The organism is Nautilia sp. (assembly GCF_053994455.1).
This window is the reverse complement of record NZ_JBMYAU010000059.1, coordinates 1-10,867: the sequence shown is the minus strand read 5'-3', so window position 1 is coordinate 10,867 and position 10,867 is coordinate 1. Positions and strand designations below refer to the sequence as shown.

The following is a 10,867-nucleotide window of genomic DNA, read 5'->3' as shown; positions in this document are numbered from 1 at the left end:
ATCTTTATATTTCATCCATTTATCAAGTTCATACTGAACCCTGCTGATAGGAAGCAGTTCGTCGGTTCCTTTTATTCTCATCATCTGGTATTCAAACGGCTCTCTTATATCTATAAGGGAAAAACTTACAAGTCCGGCTTCCCTCGCCTTAAGAAGTATTTCAAGTTCTTCCCCTAAAATCTGATCTTTTTCCAAAATGCTTTCAAGCTCCCCTACGCTGAGGCCTTCTATTTCTCTCGTTTCTTTTTTCGGATGTTCTTTATTATAGTTAGCCGCATATTCGGGGGAGCAGAAAATTCCGCAGTGGCATACCCCCTCTTCCGGGATTTCTTTATCGATTGCAGGCCTGCATGGGCATATTCTGTCATTTCCGTCGAACTGAGGCACAAAACAGGGACAGTATCTTTTACCATGCAAAAGTTTATTATTCGTAAGACCCTTAAGAACCCTCTCCACAATCTCCTCATCCGGATGAAAAGCCCATCCGAACCTTTCAATTACCTTATGGGCGAATTTTTCGGTTTTTACAAATTCCTGCTGAAATTCCGGTGAATTGATATCAACAGTTTTCATTAACCCTCGCTTTTGCACTTTTCGGTATTACAGAAAATTCCGCAGTGACAGCACCCTTCGGCCACTTCGTGATCAATTGCAGGTTTACATGGGCAGATTCTGTCTTCTTTGTCCCCCATAGGAATAAAACAGGGACAGTATCTTTTGCCGTACATTAATTTATTTCTTGTAAGACCCATTACGATGGCGTCGTACACTTCTTTATCTGGATTAAGACACCATCCGAACTGTTTTACAACTTTTTCCACAAATTTTTTGGTTTTAGCTTCTTCATTTTTAAATTCTTCACTTGTTATATCAACATCTGTTCTTTTAGGTTGAAGCATAATATCTCCTTTTTATTTTGATTTTATCATATTTAACCAAAAAATCAAAAAAAGATATAAAATATCTTTATTGTAAATAATTTATACATATATTATTTTATTTATAATTTAATCAATCAATTGTCGTTTTTTTGATTAATTTTAATTAATATAGATTTATAATTACATCAGAAAACAAAAAGGAGTTCAAATGAAAAAGATTGAAGCCATAATTAAACCTTTTAAACTCGATGATGTCAAAGAAGCTTTGATTGAAGCAGAAATTACCGGTATTACCGTAAGTGAAGTGAAAGGACACGGAAGGCAGCACGGCCACACCGAGCTTTACAGGGGAGCGGAATATGTGGTCGATTTCCTGCCGAAAGTAAAACTCGAAATTTTCGTAAACGACGATTTCGTTGAAAAAACGGTGGAAATTATTACAGAACACGCCAAAACCGGAAAAATCGGTGACGGAAAAATTTTCATCATCCCCGTTGAAGAGGCGATAAGAATCAGAACGGGAGAAAGGGGAAGAGATGCTGTTTAGAATACTGTCACTACTGGGATTTGCAAGTCTGGCTTTTGCGGGTGAGCCTAAACTCGACAGCGGTAACACCGCTTGGATGATGGTGGCGACCGCTTTTGTTATGCTTATGACACCTGCCGGGCTGGCTCTGTTTTATGCCGGTATGACGAGGGCGAAAAACATTCTTAACACATATATGATGGTGTTTTCAGCGTTTGCCCTTGCAACGGTTGTTTGGATTTTCTGGGGGTATTCACTGGCGTTCAGCGGAAATATAGCCGGAGTGATAGGAGATTTAAAAGCCGCTTTTTTAAACGGTATTAGCTATAACGACCTTGAAAGCAGCGGTTATCCGACTTACGTGTTTATAGCATTCCAGGGTACGTTTGCGGCAATTACGGTTGCTATTGCGAGCGGGTCTATAATCGAGAGGGTTAAATTCTCAACTTGGCTTGTATGCGTGGTGTTGTGGGTCACGTTCGTTTACGCTCCGGTAGCCCATATGGTATGGGGCGGAGGATTTTTGATGGATGACGGCGCTTTGGATTTTGCGGGCGGAACCGTTGTACATATGAACGGCGGTCTTGCGGGTTTGGTTGCAGCTTTAATGATTGGTAAAAGAAGAGGTTATCCAAAAACTCAAATGATGCCGAGCAGTATAATTTTAACGGCTCTCGGTGCGGCGCTTTTATGGTTCGGATGGTTCGGATTCAACGCGGGCAGCGAATTTGCGGCTGATAACGTGGCGGGAAGCGCGTTTATTATGACAAACTTTGCGGCGGCGGCTGCGGCGGTTACTTGGATTATTCTTGATTATATTAAATTCGGTAAACCTACACTTTTAGGCGCGGCTTCAGGTGCCGTTGCGGGTCTTGTTGCGATTACACCTGCGGCGGGATTCGTAGGAATCACCGGAGCTCTCATAATCGGTATAGGCGGAAGTGTAACAGGGTTTTTCGGTGTAACCGTTCTTAAAAAACTGTTTAAATATGATGATTCATTAGATGCGTTCGGTATTCACTTTATAGCGGGGCTTTGGGGTGCGATTGCTACAGGATTCTTTGCATTGAAAGATTTGGCATGGGACGGTCCGCTTAAAAACGGAGACAGACTCGGCCAAATCTGGGTGCAAATCGAATCCGTACTTGTAACAATAATATTCGTGGCAATTATGACTGCGATAGTTCTTAAAGTGGCAAGCCTGATTACCGGCGGGGCAAGAGTTGACGAAGAAGCCGAAATTACGGGTCTTGATTCGGCAGAACACGGAGAAAAAGGATTTAATTTATAATTCCGAAAACCTTATGGTTTTCGGGAAGTTTATATTTATTTCAATTACTCATCCACCTGACGGCATAATATATATGTCTTTCAGTGTCGGGAACTTATTTTTTATTCAGGAAACCCGTTTTTTATTTCTTACTTTTACTATTTTCACATCTCTTTTACATATATTTGATATAATTCATACAAAAAGGTGATAATGTTTTTAGCAACTTCGGAATATCTAAAAAAAATAAAAAATATAGCCGATATGTGCAAACAGCTTAAAATCAACGTATATATCTGGGGTGAAAAAGGCGTGGGAAAAACGTTTTTAGCCAAATACATAGCCCCGGGCGCCGTAACAAATCCAAAAACGGCGACTATAAACCCTGTTATTTTGGAAGATTTCGACAAAAACCCGAATCTTGAATTTAAAAACAATTTTTTAATAGCAACCGGCACCCAGCCTCTTAACAAAGACATTTTAAAAAAATATTTCACCATGGACATAGAACTAAAACCCTTAAGCGAACACCCCGAGGATATAGAGGATTTTATAGACCTTTTTAAACGGCAGGCGAAAGAGGAGCTGAAACTGAACAAACACATAAACATCTCAAACCCGGACATCAGTGAAAACCTAAACTCACTTAAAAGACAGGTTTATTCCATGTTTCTGCTGCCGCAAAACAAACGGGAAATATTCGAAATACTAAAACACCATTACGAAAACAGCAGTGAAACGGTGACATACGAAGAAGAACTCAACAATTTCGAAAAAACACTTTTCAGCGCAATGAAAACAAAATACAAAAGCAAACTCCAAATCGCAAACCACTTAAAAATCAACAGGGTCACGCTTACAAAAAAAATGAAGGCTTTAAATGTTTGAATTCTGGTGCGAATACGATATAAACCCGCTGATAATCTTTAACCAAAAAGGACATATCGAGTACTGCAACCAGGAAGCTGAAATATTCCTCTCGTACGTAAACAAAAAAGAGGTTTACGACTTCGTAATAAACAACGCCCCGGCAAACCCCGGAATGAAAACGGAATTTAAACACGTTAAGTTTAAAGATTTCGAATTTAACGGCTTTTCCATAGGTTACAGGGACGATACGAACATAGGCGTGAGGTTTTTTATAAACACCAACACACATTCGATTGAACTGACCGAACTTGAAGAAATAGATCTTTCGATGCTTATCAATTTCGCAATCGAATACATAACCCTTAAAAACGAAATCGATATAACGACTATGTTCGACCCTTCCATTCCGACCATTATGGTGCATAAAAAAGCCCTTTTGGATCTTATTTTCGATATGCTCGAAAACAAAAAAAAGGCTATAATTTCAACCAGGGTAAACGTGGGGGAATACATTAAAATAAAAGACAAAAAATACCAGATAATAGAAATAGGCATAAAAACGGCGCCCGATAAAACGATTAAATCGCCTTATTTCGAAATATTAAATAAAGTTGACGGATACACGATAAAAATACCACTTATTAAGGAAATAGATGAAAATAATAATGCTTGACACGGAAACCACCGGAAACAAAGAAGAAGACAGAATAATACAGCTAAGCTACCTTGTACTGAACGAAAACCTCAAAATAGAAGAAATTCACGACGAACTCGTAAAACCGCCTCTTCCTATCAGCTTCGAGGCTATGGCGGTTCACCACATCACTAACGAAATGGTTGAAGACAAACCTCTTATTAAACATACAAAATCTTATAAAAGGTTAAAAGAGCTGAACTCACCCGAAAACCTGCTTGTAATCCATAATGCCAAATTCGATTTAGACATGCTCAAAAAAGAAGGGTTTAATTCGTTTTTTAAACTGATCGACACGTTCAGAGTCTTAAAACATCTCATACCCGAGGGGAAATTTTCACTCCAGTACAACAGATACGCACTCGGGCTTTACAAAAAAGAAAAAGATATATGCGAAAAATACAATATTCAAATAAACGCACACGACGCATTAGGCGACGTGATAGTTTTGGGGCTTTTATTCGAATACCTCGTTAAAAACTTCGGCAAAAGTTTTGAAGAACTTGTGGAACTTACCACCAAACCGGTGCTTCACGACAAATTCTACCAGGGCAAATACAAATTCGAAAAAATAAAAGACGTGCTTATTAAAGATCCGGATTATATAGAGTATATGCTAAGCCTAACCGACCTCGACCCGGATGTTAAATACTCCATCGAACACCACCTTGAAAATCTTGACGAACCGATGGAGTTCAGATTCGGTGTAGGCAAATATAAAGGTATGAGTATCGAAGACGTCGCCGAAATAGACATTCAATACCTCAGCTGGGCGTATCACAATATGAAAATGGGCAAATGGATGAGAGCTAAAATAGGAGAGATTTTAAACAGAAGTTAATCATTCAATTTTAATTTTCTTCTCTTCCAATCGGGCATATAAACAGCTAAATAATTGTAAAACTCTTTAGAATGATTCGGAAATATTAAATGGGCAAGTTCATGAAATATCACATACTCAATACATTCTTTGGGTTTTTTGATTAACTCTGAATTTAAAATAATATGAGAATTACTGAAATTACAACTTCCCCATTTTGTTTTCATTTTCCTTATTGTGACTTTTAAAGGTTTTTTTTCTACAACAGGAATATATTTATTTATTATTTCATAAAACACCTTTTTGGCTTCGGCTCTGTACCACTTCTCTATCATTTTTCTTTTTCTTTGAAAATTATTTTTTTCTTTAACATATAAATAACAATAATTTCCGTCAATCTTCATGAATTCCTGTTTACTTTCAATTACCTTAAGTATAAAATTTTTTCCTAAATATTCAAAATTTTCCCCGCTTACATACTCTTTTTTTATTTCTGTTTTGGAAAAAAACGCTAATTTTTTATCAATCCAATCTTTTTTCTGATCTAAAAATTTATATAAAAATTCCTCTTTTACTTCATAAGGAGCAGTCAAAACAACCTCCAAATCAGGTGTAACCTTTAAATAAATGTTTTTTACATTTTTCCTTTGAATTTTAATAGTTTGCAATACCCACTCCCACAATTTTCGGAGTTATTTTATCAAGATTAAAACTTACATCAAATCCGTCTTCAATTTCATATAACAAATCCTCCAGATTTGCCTCAATTCTTTTTCTTTGAGTTTTTTTCCAATCAGGTTTTTTTGATATTTCATCAAATAATTTATCCACTTTTTTAATAAAATCAAATAAAACATCATCATTTAATCCAAGATTTTCAAAATCCTCTTTTAAATTATCATAAATGACCTTTTGAAACTCATTTTCAAGCTCTTTGGGATAAACTCTTTTGTTAGTTAAAAGTTCATCTTTTAGTTTTAACGCTTCTTTTAACTTCTCCTCTTCACTTAACCTCTTTTCCTTATAATTATTTAAAATTTCTTCAATTTTACTTGAAAGTTTTTCATAAAAATAAGGGTTTTTTTTATAATTTTCCTTTATATTAGCACTAATTGCATTTAAAATCGCATCGGCTTTTGCATTGTCCGTATTTAAAGATTTTATCTGTGAATCGAACTTAGCGTCAAAAATATTAACCGGTGAAACAATCTCAATAACCTCATCCGCACTTATGAAAGTATCAAGCAGTTTTTGCATGCCGCTTTCATATTTTTTAAAATCTATTTTTTCATGATATCTAATCTTAACAGCCTCTTTTAATTTTATAAAAAACTTAAGCTTTTCTTTATAATCTTTTATCTCTTCATCACTCAAAATTTCATAAGCTTTTTCACTGACCAATGCGAGATTTAAAGCTTTTGCAAAATCAGAAAGATACTCATAAAATTGTTTTCTCTTTTTCTTATCAGACAACACAACCTCATAACTTTCCAAATCACTTTTAAACTTAGCCTCTCTAAACAGATCCATCAAATTAGAATAAAACGTCTTAATTTTATCAATCTCTTCTTTTATGTCAAAAACAGCGGAGTTCAAATCCGCCTCATCAAATCCGCTTAAGGCACTGTAAGCCGTAAGCGCTTTATCAAGTTCGCCGAGCAAACCCCTGTAATCCACAATAAGACCGTAATCTTTGCCTTCACTTAATCTGTTTACCCTTGCTATCGCCTGAAGTAAATTATGCTCTTTAAGTTCTTTGTCAATATATAAAACTTTTGCGTCAGGCGCATCAAAACCGGTTAACAGCTTATCAACAACTATTAAAAGCTCAATTTCACCTTTCAAAAATTTATCTTTTATAATATCCTCATACTCGTTATGATTTTTATACCCTCTAATCAACTCTTTATACTTTTTTATTATGTAATCTTTGTTTTCACTATCCAAATCACTCTCGCCCTCTCTCATATCCGGAGGAGATATAACAACAGCCGTTTTTAGTTCTCCGTCTTCATCAAAAATTTCTTTATATTTAAGTGCGTCATATTTTGAAGAAGTGGCAAGCATTGCGTTAAATTTAGTATCTTTTAAAAACTTTTTAAAATGCTCCGTAATATCAAACGCAACCATTTCGAGTCTTCTTTCGCTTGAAGCAAGTCTTTGAAAACGAGCCCATTTTCTTTTTAAATCCTGTATTTGATCATCGCTTAAATCTTTTGTAAGTCTTTCAAATCTTTTATCAAGTCCTTTTTGATCATTAATCCATTGATCAACCATTCTGCCTTCATATAAAAGCGGCACAACCGCTTTATCCCTGACAGCTTCGTCTATTGTATACCTGTGAATTTCCCCTCCGAATTTAGCATATGTGCTTTTTTCTTTTTTAAGAAGAGGCGTTCCCGTAAATGCAATATAAATACCGTTTACAAACACCTTTTTCATAGCAATATGAAGCTCACCCCCCTGGGTTCTGTGAGATTCATCCACAAGTACAAAAACTTTATCTTTTATAATTACATTTTCCTTTTTCACTCCGTCAAATTTATGAATAAGCGTCGTAATTACACTGATACCGCTTTTTAAAAGTTCAATCAAATGTCTTGAAGAATTGGCTTTTTTAGCCACTATATCCGTATTCATAAAAACATCGTGAATCTGTTTATCAAGCTCCAATCTATCGGTTACAACTACGATTTTTGAATTTAAAAACTTCTTTTTAATAAGTTTTGTAAGCATCACCATAGTAAGGCTTTTCCCGCTTCCCTGAGTATGCCAAACCACTCCGCCTTTATCTTTTTTTAATCTTTTCAAAATTTCTTTTATAGCAAAATACTGCTGATATCTTGCTATTTTTTTTACACCTTTATCAAAAACGATAAAATTTTCTATTAACTCCAAAAATCTATCTCTTTTGCATAACGAATATATCAGTTTATCAAGTTCGGTTGGCATTCTATTATTTAAGCTTAATTTTATATTCTCTCTCCAAACTCCCCAAAAATTTTTTGGAGTGCCAAGGGTAGCGTATTTAGGAGAATGATTATTTCCAGCAATTAATATTTGAGCAAATTTAAAAAACTCAGGCACTTCCTTTTGATTTCTAATCATTTGAGAAATTCCCTCTTCAGTTTCCATATTTGAAGCTTTAAGCTCAACCGCCCCAAGAGGTATGCCGTTAACAAATAAAACTATATCAATCCTTTTATCTTTAACCTTAAATTCTTCAGTGAAATGAAAAAGATTATTTTTTATATTTTCAAAATCAATAAACTTAAAAGAAAAACTTTTCTTACTCCCGTCGTCCAAAAACTGCTCAAAAGCCCTGCCGAAAGTCAACATGTCGCTTATTTTCTGATTAACAAGCCTTATATCTTCAATAAGCGGCATATCCAAATCATTAACGGCTTTATTTATAGTATTTTCATCAAATTTATATCTTTTACCTTTATAAACAAAGCCGTTTATTTTATTTAACTGCTCTTTTAAAACAGGCTTTAATAAACTATCACTTTTATTTTCTTTAAAATTATTTATCTCTTTTGGAGAAATATAATTCCAACCAAGAGACTCTAAAAACTCAACAACATTTTTTTGAAGCGCTTTTTCTGCCGTATTTGGTGTCATTTTTGTGCCTTTTTATGTAAAATATTATACAACATTTAAAATAATATGTTATAATTTCATCAGAATTCAGCGCTTATAGCGTCTGAATGTATCGAGTGCTTTGGTCGTTGAGCCAGCGTAGCGAATCAACGACCTTTTAAATATTTCAAACAATCTTCCTTATTCCAAATAGGTGATTTTTCAATCTTTTGAAAGCTATTATCCGCATAATAACATGTAATAAAGTTTCCTTTTAAAGTATCATCATTTTTTAAAGAAATTCTTACAATAACTACAAATTTTTCATATTCATAAGCAACTCTTAAACATGGTTCGTATTGTTTCTTTTTTTTATTCCATCCCTGTAAAATTGTAGCTGTATTACTTTTCAAAATAGATTTTATCCATCTCATTCTTTTAGCTCTTTCCTGTGAAAAAACATCTTTTGAATTTCTTCTATCACTACTCTCATAAAAAGCATGTGAAAATCTATTTTTATGAAAATATATAGGAATATTGTCAAATGTAAATATAGGAGCTTTGCAATATTCTGTTTCGTAATACTTTTTATATTCATCAACACCATTTAAAATCAAATATTTCATTATAAAGAACCTTCTAATCTAATTTTAAAAATATTAAACTTATTTTCAGCTTTATAAGTCGGTTCAATTTTTTTAAAATTTTCAATATACGAAATTAAATTAACCTTTGCTTTATTTTTTAGATTTTTATTATTCAACTTTGCGCTAACTGCTCCTATAAGTAAATCTGCCAGTTGAATTAATACAACTTCTTTTGACGGTAAAGCTTGAACTCTTTCAATATATGAGTTTTTAGAACTATTTGTTAACACTTCTTTTAAAATTTTTAATCTAGTCAAATCTCTATTCTTTTTGACATCCACAAAAATTTTATACTCATTATAATCACTTATCCATTTGTTTAACATTTGATAATAAAATTTATAAAATCCAAGTTCTTTATCTTCTTGATGATAACTCCAGATAACTTTTTTTGCTTCTATCATAATAGTTCTAAATCTTACTTGATTTTCGTTATAAGTAAAAAATAGTTTTACTATCTCTTTGTAAAAATCCTCTTTTGAAGGAGTAACATTTACCCATTTAATCTCTCCAAAACAATTATATTTTTTTCTCAATTCTTTTACTTTTGCTTTTATTTCATCCCGTAATTTAGCATCAATCCATATACCTCCAATAAACATATATTTATCTTTTGCCTTTTGTGAAGTAAATAAATCCGGTAAATTTTCATCACAATATACTTCTATTTTCATACCCTCACCCTCACTTTCCCCGTTAATAGTTTTTGCATAAGGGATTTTTTTAGTTTTTTAAATTCATTTAATTCTAATTTTAACAAATCTATCTCTTTATCAAGAGTTGATAAAACTTCGGCTATTTTTTCTTGTTCTTTTAGAATTAGGGGAATAAAAATCTTCATTAAAAGTAAATCATTAGGCTTTACTGCCATTCTCTCATAAACAGTTCCCTCTTGATATTTAAGAGATTTTTTTATAAATTTTTCTGAAGTAACAATATATTTAATAAAATCTGTATTAAATTTTTTATTAACTTCAAAAGTTACATATATTGGAGAAAAAATTCCATTACCCCATTCATTTTTACATATCACTCCAAATTTTAAATTAGCAGGGTTATAACAAATATCTCCAAATTTAGTAATTTTATATTTTTTATTTTCATCTTTTACTAAAAAATCCCTATCAAACTGTTCTGTCTTTGGGAAAATCCCATCTTTACTCATAGACAAATGAGTATAGCCTTCATTTTTTGTAGCATACTCTTTTTTTTCAGTTAAAATATCTTTTAATCTAACCTCAACCCACTCCCCGCTAAATTCCTTAAACCTAACTTTTGGCAATTTTTTTAATTCTCCATTCTCCATTCTCAATTCTACATTCAAAAGCCTCTGCATTAAAGCTTTTTTAAATTTTTCTTTCTCTTTTATTAGTTTTTCTTGCTTTTCTATCGCTTCATCACAGGTTGAGAGAATTTCAGCTATTTTTTGTTGTTCTTTGATGGGTGGGATGGGGATTAAAAAATTTTCAATATCTTTTTTAGAAATATTAGGATCTTTTCTACTACTAATAGCATATTTTTTCCATTTATTTCTCAGAAAGATTAATGTATAATTAACATAATTTTCATCGATGTTA

The 10,867-nt window shown here is 33.3% G+C and carries 12 protein-coding genes; 5 read left to right on the top strand and 7 right to left on the bottom strand.

What is annotated here, in order from left to right; translation table 11 throughout:
• Together ACXJIE_RS04270 and ACXJIE_RS04265 are read right to left on the bottom strand one after the other, a co-directional pair.
• The coding region (locus ACXJIE_RS04270; protein ID WP_456479734.1) for a ferredoxin-thioredoxin reductase catalytic domain-containing protein at window positions 1-573 on the bottom strand (573 nt) is incomplete at its 3' end.
• On the bottom strand, window positions 573-899 hold the full coding sequence (locus ACXJIE_RS04265) for a ferredoxin-thioredoxin reductase catalytic domain-containing protein (RefSeq protein WP_456479733.1): 327 nt from the start codon (window positions 897-899) through the stop codon (window positions 573-575). The genes ACXJIE_RS04265 and ACXJIE_RS04270, both read right to left, overlap by 1 nt.
• A 190-nt stretch (window positions 900-1,089) precedes the next feature.
• On the opposite strand from ACXJIE_RS04265, the gene ACXJIE_RS04260 reads away from it, so the two are divergent.
• The 5 genes from ACXJIE_RS04260 to ACXJIE_RS04240 all read left to right on the top strand — a co-directional run bounded on the left by ACXJIE_RS04260 (window position 1,090) and on the right by ACXJIE_RS04240 (window position 5,082).
• Window positions 1,090-1,428 (top strand): P-II family nitrogen regulator, encoded by a 339-nt coding sequence (locus ACXJIE_RS04260; protein WP_456479732.1) that lies wholly within the window; start codon window positions 1,090-1,092, stop codon window positions 1,426-1,428.
• Window positions 1,418-2,698: an ammonium transporter gene (locus ACXJIE_RS04255; protein WP_456479731.1), complete on the top strand. Its 1,281-nt coding sequence runs from the start codon at window positions 1,418-1,420 to the stop codon at window positions 2,696-2,698. The genes ACXJIE_RS04260 and ACXJIE_RS04255 overlap by 11 nt, the downstream gene beginning before the upstream one ends.
• A gap of 192 nt (window positions 2,699-2,890) precedes the next feature.
• A complete protein-coding gene (locus tag ACXJIE_RS04250) occupies window positions 2,891-3,565 on the top strand; it encodes a Fis family transcriptional regulator (protein WP_456479730.1) in 675 nt (224 codons plus the stop codon).
• Complete coding sequence (locus ACXJIE_RS04245) at window positions 3,558-4,220, top strand: hypothetical protein (protein WP_456479729.1); 663 nt, start codon at window positions 3,558-3,560, stop codon at window positions 4,218-4,220. The genes ACXJIE_RS04250 and ACXJIE_RS04245 overlap by 8 nt, the downstream gene beginning before the upstream one ends.
• Window positions 4,201-5,082, top strand: coding sequence for an exonuclease domain-containing protein (locus ACXJIE_RS04240; protein ID WP_456479728.1), 882 nt, complete (start codon window positions 4,201-4,203; stop codon window positions 5,080-5,082). The genes ACXJIE_RS04245 and ACXJIE_RS04240 overlap by 20 nt, the downstream gene beginning before the upstream one ends.
• Here ACXJIE_RS04240 and ACXJIE_RS04235 read toward each other — a convergent pair.
• The 5 genes from ACXJIE_RS04235 to ACXJIE_RS04215 form a co-directional block, all read right to left on the bottom strand.
• A complete protein-coding gene (locus tag ACXJIE_RS04235; RefSeq protein ID WP_456479727.1) occupies window positions 5,079-5,729 on the bottom strand; it encodes a M48 family metallopeptidase in 651 nt (216 codons plus the stop codon). The genes ACXJIE_RS04240 and ACXJIE_RS04235 overlap by 4 nt on opposite strands.
• Complete coding sequence (locus ACXJIE_RS04230; protein ID WP_456479726.1) at window positions 5,716-8,685, bottom strand: type I restriction endonuclease subunit R; 2,970 nt, start codon at window positions 8,683-8,685, stop codon at window positions 5,716-5,718. Before ACXJIE_RS04230 ends, ACXJIE_RS04235 begins: the two co-directional genes overlap by 14 nt.
• A gap of 125 nt (window positions 8,686-8,810) precedes the next feature.
• The gene (locus tag ACXJIE_RS04225; RefSeq protein ID WP_456479725.1) at window positions 8,811-9,269 is read right to left on the bottom strand and encodes a hypothetical protein; all 459 of its coding nucleotides are present in this window, start codon (window positions 9,267-9,269) and stop codon (window positions 8,811-8,813) included.
• Window positions 9,269-9,964, bottom strand: a complete 696-nt coding sequence (locus ACXJIE_RS04220) for a DUF3800 domain-containing protein (RefSeq protein ID WP_456479724.1) — start codon at window positions 9,962-9,964, stop codon at window positions 9,269-9,271. Before ACXJIE_RS04220 ends, ACXJIE_RS04225 begins: the two co-directional genes overlap by 1 nt.
• A partial coding sequence (locus tag ACXJIE_RS04215; RefSeq protein ID WP_456479723.1) for a restriction endonuclease subunit S occupies window positions 9,961-10,867 on the bottom strand: 907 nt, incomplete at its 5' end. The genes ACXJIE_RS04220 and ACXJIE_RS04215, both read right to left, overlap by 4 nt.

Excerpts from the sequence above, each read along its gene's own strand:
- ACXJIE_RS04265 (WP_456479733.1), bottom strand. The coding sequence starts at position 899 with ATGCTTCAACCTAAAAGAACAGATGTTGATATAACAAGTGAAGAATTT.
- ACXJIE_RS04260 (WP_456479732.1), top strand. The coding sequence starts at position 1,090 with ATGAAAAAGATTGAAGCCATAATTAAACCTTTTAAACTCGATGATGTC.
- ACXJIE_RS04255 (WP_456479731.1), top strand. The coding sequence starts at position 1,418 with ATGCTGTTTAGAATACTGTCACTACTGGGATTTGCAAGTCTGGCTTTT.
- ACXJIE_RS04250 (WP_456479730.1), top strand. The coding sequence starts at position 2,891 with ATGTTTTTAGCAACTTCGGAATATCTAAAAAAAATAAAAAATATAGCC.
- ACXJIE_RS04245 (WP_456479729.1), top strand. The coding sequence starts at position 3,558 with ATGTTTGAATTCTGGTGCGAATACGATATAAACCCGCTGATAATCTTT.
- ACXJIE_RS04240 (WP_456479728.1), top strand. The coding sequence starts at position 4,201 with ATGAAAATAATAATGCTTGACACGGAAACCACCGGAAACAAAGAAGAA.
- ACXJIE_RS04230 (WP_456479726.1), bottom strand. The coding sequence starts at position 8,685 with ATGACACCAAATACGGCAGAAAAAGCGCTTCAAAAAAATGTTGTTGAG.
- ACXJIE_RS04225 (WP_456479725.1), bottom strand. The coding sequence starts at position 9,269 with ATGAAATATTTGATTTTAAATGGTGTTGATGAATATAAAAAGTATTAC.
- ACXJIE_RS04220 (WP_456479724.1), bottom strand. The coding sequence starts at position 9,964 with ATGAAAATAGAAGTATATTGTGATGAAAATTTACCGGATTTATTTACT.